The sequence below is a fragment of the Tolypothrix sp. PCC 7601 genome, assembly GCF_025677855.1.
In the GTDB taxonomy this organism is placed as follows: Bacteria; Cyanobacteriota; Cyanobacteriia; order Cyanobacteriales; family Nostocaceae; genus Aulosira; species Aulosira diplosiphon.
The window spans coordinates 6,492,316-6,510,744 of the sequence record NZ_CP064879.1 but is presented as its reverse complement, the minus strand read 5'-3'; the positions used below and the strand labels follow the sequence as shown (position 1 = coordinate 6,510,744).

10 protein-coding genes are annotated in these 18,429 nt (G+C 38.5%); 1 reads left to right on the top strand and 9 read right to left on the bottom strand.

The features are described 5' to 3' along the window. Window positions 1-242 precede the first annotated feature (242 nt). The 3 genes from HG267_RS26340 to HG267_RS26330 form a co-directional block, all read right to left on the bottom strand. Window positions 243-1,208 (bottom strand): iron-siderophore ABC transporter substrate-binding protein, encoded by a 966-nt coding sequence (locus HG267_RS26340; RefSeq protein ID WP_045872203.1) that lies wholly within the window; start codon window positions 1,206-1,208, stop codon window positions 243-245. A gap of 48 nt (window positions 1,209-1,256) precedes the next feature. Beyond that, entirely contained in the window at window positions 1,257-3,131 is a 1,875-nt protein-coding gene (locus HG267_RS26335; protein WP_045872202.1) for an ATP-binding cassette domain-containing protein, read from the bottom strand. Between the two features lie 186 nt (window positions 3,132-3,317). Further along, a complete protein-coding gene (locus HG267_RS26330) occupies window positions 3,318-5,114 on the bottom strand; it encodes an ABC transporter ATP-binding protein (RefSeq protein WP_045872201.1) in 1,797 nt (598 codons plus the stop codon). 579 nt (window positions 5,115-5,693) lie between these two features. Between HG267_RS26330 and HG267_RS26325 the strand changes: the two genes are divergently transcribed. Then, on the top strand, window positions 5,694-6,716 hold the full coding sequence (locus HG267_RS26325; protein ID WP_045872200.1) for a sucrase ferredoxin: 1,023 nt from the start codon (window positions 5,694-5,696) through the stop codon (window positions 6,714-6,716). Between the two features lie 31 nt (window positions 6,717-6,747). Here HG267_RS26325 and HG267_RS26320 read toward each other — a convergent pair whose 3' ends face one another. From HG267_RS26320 to HG267_RS26295, 6 genes are all read right to left on the bottom strand, one after another. Continuing rightward, the gene (locus HG267_RS26320) at window positions 6,748-10,275 is read right to left on the bottom strand and encodes an Eco57I restriction-modification methylase domain-containing protein (RefSeq protein WP_045872199.1); all 3,528 of its coding nucleotides are present in this window, start codon (window positions 10,273-10,275) and stop codon (window positions 6,748-6,750) included. Between the two features lie 576 nt (window positions 10,276-10,851). Further along, window positions 10,852-11,421: a Uma2 family endonuclease gene (locus tag HG267_RS26315; protein WP_045872198.1), complete on the bottom strand. Its 570-nt coding sequence runs from the start codon at window positions 11,419-11,421 to the stop codon at window positions 10,852-10,854. 41 nt (window positions 11,422-11,462) lie between these two features. After that, window positions 11,463-14,957, bottom strand: a complete 3,495-nt coding sequence (locus HG267_RS26310; protein WP_045872197.1) for a helicase-related protein — start codon at window positions 14,955-14,957, stop codon at window positions 11,463-11,465. Between the two features lie 763 nt (window positions 14,958-15,720). Beyond that, a complete protein-coding gene (locus HG267_RS26305) occupies window positions 15,721-16,482 on the bottom strand; it encodes a class II aldolase/adducin family protein (RefSeq protein ID WP_045872196.1) in 762 nt (253 codons plus the stop codon). Between the two features lie 17 nt (window positions 16,483-16,499). Continuing rightward, on the bottom strand, window positions 16,500-17,153 hold the full coding sequence (locus HG267_RS26300; protein WP_045872195.1) for a hypothetical protein: 654 nt from the start codon (window positions 17,151-17,153) through the stop codon (window positions 16,500-16,502). Window positions 17,154-17,283: 130 nt separating this feature from the next. Then, the gene (locus HG267_RS26295) at window positions 17,284-18,357 is read right to left on the bottom strand and encodes an aliphatic sulfonate ABC transporter substrate-binding protein (RefSeq protein WP_235623090.1); all 1,074 of its coding nucleotides are present in this window, start codon (window positions 18,355-18,357) and stop codon (window positions 17,284-17,286) included. Window positions 18,358-18,429: the final 72 nt, after the last annotated feature.

Genomic DNA, 18,429 nt, shown 5'->3' with positions numbered 1-18,429 from the left:
AGAAAATAAAGAATTAAAATTTTCATTAATACCTACATATTAAATAGGAATCCGCTTTGATTCCTGAAATTATTTGCGTAGGGAGAGAAGAGGGAACAGGGAACGGGGAACAGGGAAGAAGAAATAAAAGTGTACTTAGGTTTTTTCAAAAATCAAATATGAGTCCTAAATATCAACTCTTGGGTAATTTGCCCTAAATCAAATCCTTGAGGTGATGTGCGGCTATTTTGCTTTTCTTGATATTAATATGTTTCAAGTAGATATTTCGTTAAATCATCCAGAATAGCATTAGCTGAGAGGACACTGCCAAGTATCCAGGAACCAGAATCAACAGTGTAAACTTTCTTATTTCTAACTACATTCAGTGTTTGCCACAAAGGAGTCTCTTGATATTTTTTAAATAGTTCTGTTGCGCCTGGATCTACTGCTACAAATAAAACATCTGCATCAAGTAAATCTATACGTTCTAAGCTCAATATTATCAAAATATCTTCAGGTGTTTTAATCAACTGACTTTGTTTAACTGGCATTGAAATTCCGGCTGCTTTCACAATACTGCCAGGAAATGAAAATTGGGAATGAAACTCAGGAAGTTGCTCACCACCATGAAACCTGCTAACAGAAACTTTTAATGTGTCAAGTTTATTTCCTAACTCTGCTCTAATAATTTTAAGTCGCTGTTCGTATTGGGTGATTAATTCTTCAGCTTTTCCACTGTTATTAGTAAAAGAACCTATTTGTCGTAAATGCATTTGCCAATTTGTATAAGAATAGTTGGCTTTAACTGTAGGTGCTATTTGTGAAAATATTTTATAATTTCCTGAATCTATTCCATACACACCAACAATTAAATCCGGCTTTAATTGCAAGATTTTCTCTAGATTAATCTGTGGTTCTTTTCCTATATAATTTACCCCTATAAGCTTGTTTTTAAGCAGATTCGCTTTGCTGCCAGCAAAAGCAGGATGTGGTATTCCTATTGGCTTTAAGTCTAATGCAACTAAAGCTTCTAATGCTATTTGATCTACAGCAATAATACGTCGCGGTTTTAGGGGAACACAAGTTTCTCCTAATTCATGCTGAATTAATCGGCATTCTGAAGTTGGCGATATTTTATTTGATAAGTTTGGGTTTGAATAGTGATAACAAGCAGTAACTAGCAAAAAAGTTAGTACAAGTAATAAACTACGAAATTTATGTAATTTCACGATTTTCTCTAATTGTTATAATTTTCAAGTTTTGGCAACTTTAACTCACTAAAAAATCCAATCAGCTTGCTCATTAGCTAAAATATTCTCAAACTTTCCTTGTGCTACAATCCTACCTGCTTTCATCATAATAATTTGGTCAGCACGGCGTAAAACATAACGGCGATGAGACACTACAAGACAGGTTGGTGTCCAATTTTGTTTTTCACTATTATTATTAAATATCCGCGACCATAAAGCTAGTTCTGTCTCTATATCTAAAGCACTAGAAAGGTCATCAAAAACCAGCAATTCTGGTTGACGCACAAACATACGCGCGGCGGCTAAACGTTGCAATTGTCCACCAGACAATCTCACTCCTTTTGCTCCTACTAAAGTTTCCATTTTGTGATTCATGGTGGCTAAATCTTGTTCAAATACTGACATTTTTAGGGCTTTTTCAATTTCAGAATCATCTTTTTCTAAGCCAAGTAAAATATTTTCTCTGAGTGTATAACTAAACAATTGGGGAATTTGAGGAGTATAAGCACTACGAGGTGGGACAAAGAAATTAGCAGGGTCTTCTACTAGCAACCCATTCCAATAAATAGCCCCCGCTTGCTTGGGTAATAGTCCTAATAAAGTTCGTATTAGTGTTGTTTTACCAGAACCGATACGACCAGTAATTACGGTCAAACTACCACGTTGTAGCTGAAAACTGATGTCTGTGATTCCTTGGTTAGTACCGGGATAGTGGTAAGTAAGGTTAGAAATAGTTAATAATTGTAAGCGATCGCTCTCTTGTCTGTGTGGTTGTTCTAAAGGTGGAAGTTTTGGTTTGCGATCGCCTACGGTGGGCGGAACGCCATCGCCTATACTTGGGCGTAGCCCATCGCGCAGGTTATTGAGATAAAGTGGATTTTTGGCTACTAAGGTGTCTGCTGTCGCACCAGAAAGCAACGTTGTCATCCGTTCAAAGGAGACTTCGGTTTGCTTGTACAATGCGATGAATCGCCCTAAAGAGTTGAAAAAGCCAGTCACAAAGGCCAGATTATAAATAAATAGAGCAAAATCACCTACAGTCAAGTTGCTAGTTTTGCTCTGAATTAATACAGCAGCTAGCAGCAAAATTAAACCCGTTCCTAGGTTTACCATGTTTTGAAATACAGAATCTAACATGGCATTTAATAAACTATCTCTCACCATTACTTGGCGGCGTTGATCATTGAGAGTGCGAAAATGATCCAGCACATCTTGTTCTGCACCAGCTACTTTAATTGCTTGCACTGAACTAAAGATTTCGCCTAAAATTCCTGTTACTTTCTCTGTTGCTTGGCGGCTAGCCTTGCGGTATCTTTTAATGTAAGTTTCTGCTTTTTGAATAATGGCGATCGCACCAAGCAAAGGCAGAAACACACACAAGGTCATTTGGACATTAACGCTTAATAAAATTCCTAGACAAAGAATAGCAAATATTCCTTCTCCCAGCAGTTCTGAAACCCATGCTACATTGTCTTCTATTTGTTGAGCATCATCCCGAAAATAACTAATAATTTCCCCTTGAGATACAGCTTTTTCTGCCTCGCTGTTAACAATCACAGGTTGAGCAGTAGGATTATTTAATAAACGTTCTAATAGATTGCGTCGTAGCAACGAACTCATGGTAAAACGGTGCTGGGTTTTGGTTAAGCGCCCAGCAAATATTGTCCCAATATGCCCTAAATGTAGAGTTACCAACAACACAATCCATGCTACAGGTGTTAACCCAAATTGTGCTTTATTTGTGAGGCTATTAAAGAATTCTCGGATAATTAATCCAGGGATTGCAGGCAAGCCCATAATTAAAATCCAGAAGCAAGTATCGATTGTGTATAGTTTTGGTTGATAGCAAATTAAGTTCCATAATAATTTCCACCCTTGGGCTTTTTTAGTCGCGGATAACATAATATTTAGTCATTACAAGAAGAGTGTGAGGCAATACTGCTCGGTTAAGGATTTTCAACTCGGAATTTGGTTTGGGGAAAAGGTGAAAGGGTAAGGGTTAAAGGTTTTTTCTTGCCCCTTTTACCCTTCTCCTTTTCCCCTTAACCGACAAGTATTGGAGTGTGAGGTTAATTAGTGTCACCAAAATTAAACTAATAAATCTGTCAAACCAGTCTTGAGTAATTGAGCAAAGCGGGAATGGGAATTTTGCATTAATTCGTCTCGCAATCCATATTCGCTGACCCGACCTTTATCTAAAATGAGGATTTGATTTGCTCTTTGTACGGTTGCTAATCGGTGCGCGATAATGATGCCTGTACGTCCAATTAATAGCCGATCTATAGCTTTTTCAATCAGTTTTTCTGTGATGGGATCGAGGCGTGAGGATGCTTCATCTAAGATGACAAGACCAGGGTCTTTCAGAAAAACCCGGGCAAATGCTAATAATTGCGCTTGTCCTGCTGATAAGCCGCTACTATCAGGCCCCAATTCAGTGTCTAAGTCTTTGGGTAATGAATGTAGCCATGCAGATAATCCCAACATCTCTAAGGTTTCATAGATGCGCTCGTCGCTAATATTTTGGTTAAAGAAGGTGAGATTGTTGCGAACTGTGGTTTGGAATAATTGCACATTCTGAGTTACTAGTCCGACGTGCTGGGGTAAGTCTGTTAAAGGAGTCTGGTTGATAGGCACATTTCCCAAGCTAATTATTCCTGATTGTGCGTCATATAACCTGAGTAATAGGCGCGCTAGTGTGGTTTTACCGCTACCTGTACGTCCTAATAGCCCCAACACATGGCCGGGTGGTAAATGAAAAGATATATCTTGCAGGATTAATTCTGGTTTTGTATTTGGCTTTGTGATGCGTAGCCTCGTAGAGGCTTGTCCTTTGACATCGCTATAGCTGAATGAGACATTGGCAAATGTCACAGAAAGTGCGCCATGAGATAGTTTCTGTTCACCTCCAACACTCAGTGGCGATCGCACTTGAAATAAGTCTTGAATACGATAGATACTAGCTTCCGCTTGTTGCAAATCTTCTAACTGAGTGCGGATTTGCTCAATTGGTTCGCTTAAAAGTGTAGTGTAATAGAAAAATATGTATGCAGTGCCGATGGAAATTGCTTTTTGATTCCAAAGGTAGAGAGCTACAGCTAAAGCAATCACATTACCTAGAGTAAAGATACCGTTAGTTGTCGTCCAGAGGATTGTATCTGCAAAGCGGGCTTTGTGATAGGTTGGTAGCCAGCGTTGCAGAATCTGATAGAAGCGGTGCATCACATAACTTTTTGCACCGTTTGCTCTGATGTCTTCAATACCAGTTAATTGCTCACCTAAAAACCCAAAAAACTCTGCGTTGACTTGGCGATAGCTTCCCCAATAGGGAACGGCGATGGAACGCAGACTAATTAGAGTAGATAATGCTGTAATGGCGAACAATGAAATAGCCATCCCAGCTCGCCAATCTTCGGCGAACATCACCACAATTACACCCAAAATCAGTAGCAAACTACCTAAGATGTAAACGCTAAATTTCGAGAAAAACTTAGAAAGATTTTGAATATCTCCGTCTACTCGTTCTACTAATTCACCAGGTGTAGTCATCTTGTGAAAAGATAAATCGAGTTTCAGACAATGCTCCACTAAATCGGCACGTAAGGCATTAGTGGCTGTCCAAGCAACGTTTTCGCCGTAGTATGTAGCGGCAATTGACATTAATTGCGTTAATATAGCTACGCCAATAAACAGAAATGCGGCTAAGAATAATTTCTGCACTGAACCGCCTGCTACAGCTGTATCAATGAAATTACGTAGAATTTGCGGGTTGAGCAACTGCAAGCCAATACTAGCTAATAGCGCGATCGCAAACTTGACAACGCGCCCCTTTTGAGGCTTGAGATAGTCTATTAATAAATCCCCAAACTGTTTTAGACCAATTTTCATAACGTCGCCAAATATCAGCCAGAAATGTTCTGGATGTTGTATTCCAATCAGAACTAATTGAGAAAAATATGCAAAAACAGTATACTATATAAATGCTTAGGGACATCCAAATAAAAAAATATCCCAGTATGTATTGTGGGGTGGACATCTTGTCCGCCCAGTTTATGTGGCGGGCATCTTGCCTGCCACACAAGATGGAATAATTTATTTCTTGGAAATCCCTTAACAACCTAGGAAGAATTCTTTTCTACTAATTTAGTGCTAATTAATTTCAATAAAATTAGGATTTGCTGACTTTAGAGACCTCCACAAAAAGAAATGCCCAATTGTCATTGCGAATGTAGCGTTCGCGTAGCGTCCCGTTCGCGTAGCGTCTCCGTCAGGAGAAGGGAAGCGAAATGAAGCAACCGCAAAATATTGGGATTGCTTCACTACACTCCGTTTCGCTCGCAATGACAGCTTTTGGATCAATCATTCTGTGGAGTTCTCTTAGCAGTACAAAAAGGCAAACTAGCAAAAATTCATCGTTCCAAATCCGAGTGACTGACTATTGTTAATTTTTTGTGGTGTGTAGGTCATATGGTGAGCAATCAGACTCATAACAAGTGCCGTTTCTGTTCAGAGATTTCCCAAGCTAATGGTGAAGACCCTATTGGTTCTGCGAATGCAGTGGCACAATATTTAATTATTGAAACTCAACAACCTTGGCCAGATCTGATGTGGATTGAAGCTGAACCTATGCCGCCAGGGGTTGTGGAAGCATTGAATTTTTTGAACTATGTTACCGAACCGGAGAATATTCGGCCGTTGGCGATCGCGCCTGATCGAGAATACTCTATACCTGGTTATAAGCATGTATTCCACTACCGCCAACCAGCCGGGTTATTTGCTGAGTATGAGAAACAAGCATTTCTCGTACCGGATGCTGAAATTGGTGCTTTAGCGCTAGCTTTAATCAAAGAACCAGAAAAGCTCGGAGATTTTGAACAATATCGGCAAGATAGTAATCATATTAGAGAATTACTTGTTTGCATCCACGGCAACGTTGATGTTGCTTGTAGCAGATTTGGTTATCCTCTTTACAAAAAATTGCGTTCTGAGTATGGTGCTTTACCTCATAGCAACTTGCGTGTTTGGCGAAGCAGCCATTTTGGTGGTCATCAATTTGCACCAACCCTAGTTGATTTACCTCAAGGACGCTACTACGGTCGTTTACAGCCAGAAATTTTAGATTTATTAGTATGGAATCATGGTTCCGTCCAAGAACTTTATCCTTACTATCGTGGATGGGGTGGTTTACCCTATTTCGCGCAAATTGTCGAAAGAGAAATATGGATGCAAGTAGGTTGGAATTGGCTAGGATATCAAAAATCAGGTCAAATCCTTGCTGAAGATCAAATTAATGAAGAATGGGCAGATGTTCGGATTGATTTCACCACACCAAATGGAAGTATTGGTGCTTATCAAGCCAAAGTAGAGGTTAGTGGTTATGTAATGACTGCTTTTGACTCCGGAGAAAATCAACCATTGGAAGAAATTAAGCAATATCGTGTTAGCCATCTAGTGGAATTAGAGTTTGAATCTGTATCAGATTTTTCGTGAAGTTATTTTTACTTTATGTGAAACTCTCGTCTTAGGTGGTGATGAGTTCCACAATATCTGCGTCACCTGTTAGGGGTGCAAAGTCCCGATATGCTGTTAATGCATCTTGTTTGACTTGTTCGGGAACGATGGGGAATGTGGTGAGGATATATGCAAATTCTGCTTCGGTTAAACCGTAGAGGTGAGCTATGATTCCGTCGAGTTCTGCGCGGAGTTTGGCTCTTTCGCTTTCGTCGGTGACGACCTTGGTGTGGGAACCGAGTCCAACTTCTTGTGCTAGTTCGTCAAATTCTGGGGTGGTGCAAATGAGTTTGGCAGCACGTTGTACAATGTCGGCAAAAGTGCGATCGCTTTTTGTTAGACGTGGGACTGGTAACTGGTAAACATAGAACATATTGCAATGTGCTGTTACTTTCTGGCGAATCACAAAATCGCAAGCAAAGCTATTCAAAACCGCACAAGCAAATAATAATTCCTTCTGATTAGTCAACGGTTGCGATAAAACTAGGGTATTCCCAGCAAAGACTTTGGGTGGAATAATACCAGCAATCATTGTGCGAATATCTGTATTTCTTGCTACATCTCTAAAGCCAAGACGATAATTTTGATAATCTAAGTTTTGACCTTCATCTTTCCTATTCCTTCCTAATGCAGCTTGTCTTCCTTCCTGTTCATCTACCCAATATCTCGGTTCAGCAAATTGATGGGTAAATTGATGAATCATCTTACCTTCATAAAGTGGTAATCTTCCCTTTCCTGGTTGCTGTTTAAATAAATAACTATCATTTGTCATATCAAATTCACGAGTCAATCGTAAATTCCACTTATGATCTATCTTTTCACCTAGCAAGGGAAACTTCAGCATTTTCTCAGCAATACGAACATCGACCTCGTTTTTAAATTCCATTACCGAAAGAGAATCAGGTGATAGTTTCCGCACCATATCAATGGTAATTGGTAAACTCTCATCACTAGGAAACCTTTGAAGTTCTTGCACATCATGACGCATAAAAGCAGATGGAAATTCTGTTGTTTTTCCACCCTTCACAAATGTAAGTACAACAAATTTAAAACGACTATCAACTTCTTCAAAAATTGTTTTACGATTTTCAAAGCAGAATAAACCTGTAATATTTGTTTGATTAAACAACATTTCTCGTAGTTGTTTAGCACCTAAGTCAGTATAAATACCACTAGGAATTACAATTCCACACTCACCATTTGGACGCAAAAGGTTAAAGCACTGTTCGAGAAATAATTTGTAGAGATTAATATCCGTCCCTGCTTTCTTTCCATTCACAACCGAAATCTGATTTTTGTACTGTTCAGATGAACGAAAATAAGCACTTACATGAGGATATTGACTTTGATATTCTAACCAAGCTGCTGCAACTTCAGGATTTTCTAAAAGTCTTTTCTGTTCTTTTTCAAAAACCTTAATATCCATCTTATTCTTCGTCACTAATTCATTATGCTGTGCAAAGAATTCTTTCGCCTGGGGCTTAAAAATTTCCCAAGGTGGATTAGTAATAATCGCGTCAAAACCACCCCTTCCTAAAACCTTATCAAAATGATAACCCCAGTGAAAAGGCTTCAACGCAGCAATATCATCAACATTTAAAACCCGCTTTTTTGGTTTACCAGTTAACTGAACTTCCTCATATTTAATACCTAAACGCGTGCTAAATTCATCCAAAAGCAAAACATTTAATTTTTCTTGTGACTTATTATTGATATTATCAATAGATGCCCGCAGCAATAAAAGTCTTTTATCTTGATGCGTCCCATCATCCAAACCAGCAACTTTCTCCTTTCCAGGGATAAAAGCATGTTTTTTATACAATTCAATTGACTTATTCTTCTCTTCTAAAATTGACTGATATGTATAATAAGAACTAGATTGAAATAAACTTAATTGCAAATCGGGATTTTCTTGTTTATATCCCCGTGCTTTTGCTTTCGCTGTTAGTTGAACCTTATCAAATACAGTTGCATCAACTTTCATCAATCCAATCAGCGAATTACCCGCCATAATATTAAAATCAATATTAGGCAATGGTTCTAATTGATTCACATCATGAGCAGAAGACACCAAAGCTAAAAATAAGCGTAGTTTAGCAATTTCTGTGGCTTCCTCCATGATGTCAACACCATAGAGATTATCAGTAACAATCCGTTTTTTTAAATAGTAAGATATAGATTGATGTTTATCTCGAATATCTTGAATTTGTTGCTTTAAATTTGCATCTCCTATAACATCAATCATCCCAATTACTGCACCGTAAACTAGGATGAGTGTTTTCATCGCCGCCACAAGAAATGCACCAGAACCGCAAGCAGGGTCAAGAATTGATAATTTTGGCAGAATATCATTAATTAATAAACGACAGATATTTGCATCTAGTTTAAATATCAGTTCGTTATAATCTTCAAAAGGTCTATATTTGTCGGATAAAGAATCATTAACGCGGTCTAAAATTAGTTTATGAATCGTTCTATCACAAAGATATTCGGTTATTTGTGGACGAGTATAATAAGCACCAAACGCTTTTTGGTTAATATATTTTTCAAAAATATACCCCAAAACATCGGGCGATATTTCATCATCTTTCCCTTCTGGCGTATCGTCTAAATTCCAAGAATACTTAGCAAATAACTCTAAAACTTTTTCAAATGCTATATCAGGAATTGAAATATTATTTTCTTGTTCAATGCGATGTTGAAGGAATAATCCACCATTGAGATATTTAATTACCCCTACCAACTTTTCTACTGATGGGTCACGGTCTTCTTCTGGTGTAGCAAAACTGTCAAAAAATAATACTTTTAGAAAACTACTATAAAAAAGATTCTCACCTTTATCTTTACTTTGATTGAGTCGATTTTGTAAATAATTTAAATCTCCATTATCCAGAAAACTCTTACGCTGGAGAAAATAAACAAACATCATCCGATTGAGAATCACCGATGCATACCAACGTTTATCAGCCTCGTTGTCGATTCCTTTTATATGCTGTAAAAACTGCTTATGTTCTTCTTGAAATTCTTTATAAAATTTCTTCGTTACAGGTTCTACATCAAACGCATCTTGAAGACGACGTGCAATTTCTACAACCGAAAGATTATCATCTTCGAGTTCGGTAATATCAATAACTAAAGAACCAAGCTTACTTAAAAATAAATCTCCCGGTTGACCCTTGACATACAAAGGCTCACGAATATAACTTTTATTTTCTTCTCGCTTCACCCAATACCAAAGACTTCGAGTACGCTGACCATCAATAAATATCAACAGATTTTCAGCGATTAAATTAGTAACTTCTTTGTGAATTGCAGCCCGAATTTTTGCATCAGGAATATTACCCTCTGCGGCTGTAACTTCAAAAATAGCCACACCAGAACTCTCAGCAATTCGCTGGTATTGGTAAGTTTTTTCTTCAATTTCCAAGGTTACAGCTTTTTTCTGCGAAGAATCTGACCAACCCAATTGTTGAATAAACAAATCCTGAAATTGAAAATTATGTAATAATTCGCGTGTTTGTTGAAAATTCAGTGTCATGATATACTACCCTGGCAGATAAAAATAGAATTTTGTATAGTAAAAAACGAGCATAAAAAATATGCCCATAGAGCAAAGTCTTGGAGAGGCGGCCCTTAATAAGGATTTATTTATAAAAACGGAATAATACTGGTACTTTGATAACCTTTTACGCTACAAAAAGGCTCAGTTTTTATACTGTCAAATCGCCAGTTTTTCTATGAGCATATACCGCAATTAGTAGTATATTTGCGGTTAAAATTTAGCCGTATAAAAATAATTTTTTGATTAAATCGCAGCCTATAAGCCCAATAAAAGCTTAAAGACTTGTCTAGTAAGGCTTTAGAGAACTATAGATAATTACTTAGAAAAAGCTAAAGATAGTGTCAGTAACACTGAAATAAACAATAAAATTAATGTACGCTTATGCGTATTTATTTAGGGTTTGCTCAGGAATGCGATCGCAAGATACAGCATATTTCAGGTAATTGAGTTGGCAGTACCAATGCCCCTACAATCAACGATTATCTGTACCTCATAAACTTGCAATTTGTTGTAATTATTTTGCAAGTATTTATCAAGCTACTGCACAATTTTTTAACTAAAGCTCAAACAGCCAAAGATATCCTCTACAGATAATTGCCAATTTCCTAATATACTGAGGACAGGTAAAATATCTTTTCCTTGTTTTATTTCTGGTAATTGATTGGGCTGAAAAACCATTATTGATTCATCATCAGAGTCAAGAAACCAACCTAGCTTTGCACCATTTTGGATAGAAAATGTGATTTTACGGATAACCCGGTTAGCAGATTGTTCTGGAGAAATAATTTCAATAATCCAATCTGGAGGAATTTCAAATTTGTTGGTAATTCTGCCATTTTGACGTAAAGGAATACGTGACCACTCAAAAACAGCAACATCTGGGACTAACGACATCCCCCCAAATGTACAGCGTAACTCTGGAAATGCGTAAGCTAACTTTTGTGGTTTGCCAATCTCATTAATACTAGTCACCAAAAAGCTTTGTAAGGTACTGTGTTCTCCCTGGGGCATGGGTTTTTGGTAGATTTGACTATCAATATATTGGCTAGCAGGTTGAGTTTCTGGTAATTTCAAAAAATCTTCTAGGGAAAAATTTGAGGATAAATGAGGTGATAATGTCATAATTAATTACTCAATCCCTATAATTATTGTATAATAATTTGCTAACCTTCAAACAATCCTAAAGAACAAATGATTTGAGGTTCCCGTTTTTCAATTTCTTCGCTGACAATACACAAGCGATCATCCATCCGTAAAGCAACTACTAACTCTGCTAATTGCTGACTACTAATACCGCTTTTTAATTGCCGATTTAAAGTATCAATCGCCGACTGTCTTAATGGGTAACGATAAATATCATCAATCGCTTTTAACAGTTCCTCAGTCACAAATAAAGTGCCTTTCATCTCCTGTGCATAACGTTTCAATCGTTCGTAGCTACGAAATCTCGCACCCGATGGCCTACCTAATTGACCACCCATATTTTTTTCTTCCTCAGCCAGCAATTGAGCGCCTTTTTTAACTAAGTCATGATGCTGTTTTTCTTTAGCTATTGCTGGTGTAGCTTCATCACAAGCTGCCATTTTTAACACAGCTAGTTGCGATTGGGTAACACTATCACCATTGCGATCGACGTAAATTAAAGCATCATTCCCCTCAGTGGTTTTCATATACATTAATACCCCTTCCGGTTGCACTGGTTGAGGTGTATGTTCACGAGTAGAATAAACCACATTTGGCATTTCTTCGATAGTTTTTTTCAGCCCTGGATTATCATCTGTTGCTTTTTTCCAAATTTGAAATGCTTCTGATGTTAAATCGACTTCTGTATCTTCATCTCCATCTAAAATACCCGATTTTTCATTATATAAATCCAAAATTACTTGTGCATCATCATCCTCAAAAAATGCCTCATCAGTTCCCACAACTTCGGCATTTTCTTGTAATCTTTGCTTGAGTCTTCCCCGCAAATTAATAATCCGTTCTACACCTTCAGCAGGAAGAAAAGAATAACAAAGAATTTTGTCAGCATTTTGTCCAATCCGATCAACTCTTCCAGCCCTTTGAATTAATCGAATAATTGCCCAAGGTAAATCCCAATTGACGATAATTGCACAATCTTGTAAATTATGACCTTCACTTAAAATATCCGTGGCGATTAATATACGTAATTCATCTGTTGAAGATACCTTATCTCGCTGATTATTACTCACAGGGCTAAATCTTCCCGTCAGTTCCGTAGGATATTGCGTTAGCGTAGCGGTTCCGTAGGAACCTCGCCCCGTTACTCCTGCTACTTTAGTAATCTTTTTTGCCTGTAAGTTATCTGTGATGTAGCGTACCGAATCTGCAAATTGTGTGAAAATTAATACCTTTTCGCCAGGGTGAGTTGTTGTTAACAGATTGATTAAAGCTATCAATTTTTCATCTGTTTGAGCATTCCATTTACCAATATTTTGCAATATATTAATTAGTGCTTTTGCATCTGCCAATAAATCTTTTTTTAGCTTTTTAATATCAAATAATGACGAACGCAACCACTTAAATCGACGTTGATATCGGGTAGTATATTCCTGATAGATTGACTCTGCTTGTTGTCTAAAAAATTTTTCTGTTGAACCCATCCCTGCTGAGGAGAAGATAATTTCTTCTCCGGCTTGTTCTCCCTTCTCTGCTGGCGGAGAATCGGGTGAGGAGGTGAGGTCATCTTCTTCTATTTCTACATCAAATAAACTTGCTGTAATTGAATCAGCATCCTCATCATTATTCCTCGTATCTAATAATTCTGCATCTTGAGTACCAATAGGGATATCAAGCGCGTTTTCTAAAGCATATAAATAAATAAAATTCCGTAAAATGTGACGTTCAATTGATTGAATAAAAGCAGAACCACTACTTTCTAAGCGTTTAAATAAATTAGTGCGGGAAAAACCCATCAACCTCCGTCCCCCACGAAATAAGCCACTAATTTGGCGCTGTTCTGCATCTGTGGGTGGTTGTTTAGGTTTTGCAACTACATAATTACCCAATCCATAACGGGGTAAATTTAATTGATTAATTACTTCAACTACTGCTTCTGAATAAAGACTAGAATAAGAGTCATTAGCAGTATTTAAAGTAAATTTAAGAGTGCGCGGTAAACGGTCGGGAAAATAAGAACGTCTACCATCGGAAAACTCTAAATATTTACGTATTACTTTTTGTTTATTTTGACTAAGGGAAAAAGAATTGGCATCTGATTTGGCATAATTATCTTTAATAAACGAACGAGTCCGCCGCACCATATAGCGTTTCATCAATTCTCGCCAATCGTCGGGATGTTCGCTTTTTTCAAAAGCAGCAAGAGACTTAACAGAACATTGATGCTTTCTAATAAATTGCAATTCTCCTAAGGAACCGCCACCCAATTCATTGATTAAAGCTTCCGGTCTAAAACCCAAATCCTGGTCTTCAGGGACAAATAATCTTAATTGAGCAGAAAGGTCAAGATAAGTTTTATTATATGGTGTTGCCGAAAGCAAAATACATTTGCTTTCATTAGCTGCAATATATTCGGCGATCGCCCGATATCTTTTACCTTCGCGATTGCGTAAATTATGACTTTCATCTATTAATACAACCCGATAGCGACGCAATTCTGGTAATGAATTTTGGACTTTACTAATGGGCATAACTTTAGCATAAAGTCGATAATCATCGACATACTCCTGCCACATCGAAGTTAAGTTTTTTGGACAGATAATTAAAGTTTCCCAAAAACAATCTTCTTGTAATATTTTCGCTAAAGCAGTTCCAACTAATGTTTTACCAAGCCCCACCACATCACCAACAATTACCCCACCACGGCGAGTTACATGACGCGCTGCTAGCTGTACGGCGGCTTTTTGGAAATCGAACAAATTATTAAATTCACGGGGAATTCGGAATTCAGAAATTCCGGCGATCGCTTCATGAGATAAATGATAAGCAATCTTCAAGTAAATATGATAAGGGGGAATTAATTCTTCTCTTGCCCAACTATTATCAATTATTTCCGCAAGCTCTTTAGAAATATCGATACAACCGTAATCTTGCCAACGGTCTTCAAACCACTTTTGCAGTTTATTCGTTGCATCATGGTCTAAAATATCAACATTTAATTCCCCTTGTTTTCTCAACCCTGCCAAAGTCAAATTACTACTACCTAAAAACCCAACTATCGGACTATTGGGGTCATGGCGATGAACGAGGTATAACTTAGCGTGGAGGGGATGGGCTAAAAATAATTTAATAACTAATTTCTTAGTTTTCAACTGACGACTTAAGCGACGTAACCCCACTTCATGATCATCTGTTGGCGCACCTATGGTAAGCTGTTGGCGAAACTCTGCCGCTATCTTTTTTTTGAGACGAATAATAGTATTATTATCGAGCCTACCTTCCCCAGTACCCAATGTAAATGCAGTATGCACTTCATCACTGGGTAAACCTTGCATCCCCACTAACAACCGACAACAAGAAGTTTCTCCCCCCACATACTGTTCAATTAAATCATCAAGCTTGCGCCAGCCTCTAAGGTTAAAATAACCCACGCAAAAATCAGCCCGATAAGATACTTTGAGGGTATCGCGCAAAATCGGTAGCAGTTGTAAGTCAATGTTGTCAAAGATGCGTGGCATGATTTCATACTCTATAGAAAATTTTCGGGAGGTTAATGGTAGCGTTCTATGAGTATAAGAGCTTGGAATTATTTCTACCAGATGAGTAAATAGCCCACAATCATGCATTGGCTCAACTGCTTATACTGCCTGTATTTTCATCTAATATTTAAAGGCAATATATAGAATTTGCACAGGGCGATGAATGCAGAGAGTTGGGATTTCGCCGGGAGTGCGATCGCACTGATAACTAATGCTTACACTGGTTACAGCAGCTACAGTCAGGAAGATATTGAAAGCTAAAAGACTAAGCAGCAAGCCAACACTCTCAACTATTGGTGTATTTCAGCAGTTATTCCCACTCCCAATACCAAGCAGTCTGTAGTAATTACGCTTGTTTGGGAAGCTGTATCAGCAATTTTTTGCTAAGATGCGCTCGCCTCTTAAGGCAAAGATAATAATTTTTGCGATCGCTGTTTTTGCCCTGCTTGGTAATCTTGATAAACAATGCCTTGATCAACATTGATGGCAGTTGCATAATTCTGAGACCATGTATTGAGATTGAATTTCTGCCATTTTTGTAATTTTTACAAGCAGCAGAGGAAATCTGCGATATATGAAGAGGGATCAGAAGACAGTCCCAATGAAACAAGTTTCACCACCAAGGATGAAAGTCTCAATGAGATTTTTACTCAGCACTCAGCACTCAGCACTCAGCACTCAGCACTTTCAAGTCAGAGGGAAGGTGGAATTATCATTACCAATTATCAATTACCCATGCCTATTACTCTAATAAATCTGGTTCTTCGCGGACAATTCTGTCATAAAGTGGTTGGAAACTAAACCAGCCACCTGCATGAGTTCCAACTTGGCTATGGGTTAAAGTAGCAATTTCATGGTCAATAGAAATTGGTTGACCTGCTGCTTCAGCTAAAAGTTGTGCTTGAGCCGAGCGCTCAAATGTGATATACCACCAAGCTGCTTCATCTACTGTTCTTCCTACTGTCAAAAAGCCGTGATTGCGAAGAATGACAGCTTTTTTCTCTCCTAATGCTTCGGCAATTCTTTTACCTTCTGAAGTATCAAGAACTACACCTTTATAATCATCAAAAATTGTGTGGTCTTGATAAAAAGCACAAGCATCTTGAGTTAAGGGGTCAAGGAGGCGACCTAAACTTGACCAAGATTTCCCATATAGAGAATGGGCGTGTGCGGCTGCAATCACATCAGGTCTTGCTTCATGTACTTGAGAATGAATAGCAAAGGCGGCGCGATTCACAGCCGCATCGCCTTTAACTACTTCGCCTTCTCTATCAACCAAAATTAAGTCAGAAACGCGGATATGACCGAAGTATGTTCCTAGAGGATTTACCCAAAAATGGTCAGTAAATTCTGGGTCACGGGCGGTAATATGGCCTGCGATTCCTTCACTAAAACCAAAACGACCAAATAGGCGAAATGCGGCCGCTAGGCGTTGCTTGCGGTAAAGGCGTTCATCTTCAACTTTTGCAAAAACTGGTGGTTGGGGTCTATCAAATCTCGGCATAGTCTTCGGGTTGTTCTTTATGAATTTTCTTTATAAGGTGCATTGGAATATCCAGAGCGAAAAGACTTAACGCTTTCTGCTTCTGGGTGATAGTGATGTCGCAAAATGTTACCAGTATCATTTCCCATCACATGAATGGAGATAGAGGGGGTAAATACTGTTGTCGCTTTGACTGAATGAATATCTCCATCGGGCGGTAACAGACGGTAAATATCACCAGGTTTTACTTTAAAAGTACCGAGGTTTTGTAACTGCGCTCGTCCTTCAACATCACCGTTATCTAAGCGACGGTAAACAGTCTCTTCTTGTCTGCCTTTATACAAACCCACCAATCCCCAGGATAAATGATCGTGAACAGGTGTAATAGAATTGGGTGGAATCACCAAACTAAAAATAGTCAGCGAACGATCCTGAGAACGATATAGTAACCATTGTCCAATTCCACCGCCTAAACCACTATGGTGATTTGGTTGGGCGAATTGTTCTGGTAACCAATCTTGTTTTTTTAAGATTTTTGCAAAATGGGGTTCTAGGGTATTGAGAGTTTCTTGGCGATCGCCTGCTGTGTGTGAGACAATTTCTTTTGCGATCGCCACAAACTCACGTAAGTCAGAACTATCAATAAACCATTCGTCTGTTGCTAAGGATTCGAGAATAGTTGTATGAGTCATAAAATTCCAGATTTGTAATTTAACTTTTGGGATTCAGACTTACGCATTTTTGTCATTTGTCATTAGGCATTTGTCATTTGCTCCCTCATCTCCCTCATCTCCCTCATCTTCCTCATCTTCCTTCCCTTCCTTACCTCGTCGCCGTAGTTCCCAAAGGACATACTGAAGTGGCAATATCTACTCGTTTAGGCAGAATTTTTTGCTCTAGTAACCAATCAGCTGTTTTCTGAAGCTTGGCGACATCATCAGCATCAGGAAAAACGTAAGACTCAGGGCCACGATTCTTAGTAGCTTGCTTGGCTACAGCTTCTGAAACTTTCAGTTCCTTCACCATAAAATCTGCGGCTGCGTCGGTATTCTGATTCAGCCATTCACCATCTTGGCTTAAAGCTGTCAGTGCAGATTTAATTGCTACAGGATTATCCTTCGCCGCATCACCGCGCACAACCATAATGCCGTAGGTTGGTGCGGGATGTGTAGTCGTGATTCGTCGCGCTTTATGTTCTAATTCAGCAATGGAAATATAAGGTTCCCAAACTGCCCAACCATCAACCGAACCTTGGTATAGCGCTGGTGCAGCATCATTTGGCGATAGATAAACTCGCTGGACTTTATCTTTGGGGATATTTTCTTTTTCTAAGACTTTTAATAACAGGTATTCACCTGCACCCCCCTGATTAACCGCTACTTTTTTACCAATTAAATCAGCAGGTTTACGGATAGCAGAATCGCCCCGCACTAAGATAGCACTACCTAAAGAATCAGCTTTAGGACGCTGTACAGAACCAATACATAGCGGTTGTCCAGAAGCAATCCCAGAGATAGTAGGAATATCACCGCAACCACCAATGTCTGCACGATTACCATTAAGGGCTGCTAACAGCGTAGCACATCGGTCAAAAGGGCCAGTCCATTCAACTTTAATATTTTGCGTTGTTAACTGCTTTTCTAAATCGCCACGCTGACGGGAAATGGGAATAATCCCGCCTTTTTGGTATCCCAAGCGAACTACATTATTTTTTGCGGAATTTTGATTGTTACTCACTACTTGTGAGGCAGAATTGGAGTTAGCTGGGGGATTTACAGCCGTTTTTTGACTGCAACCAGTAACCATCAAACTCAGATATGCAACAGCAAGTAAAAAACTACGGGTAGAATACGCTTGTTTATAGCGAAAGTTATGCTCTTGTAAATAATTCACCACAATTTATTCCTTCATCTCAATTGTTGAGAGTTGAAGCAGCAGCCGTATTTGTTTAATTTGAGAGGCGAAGCC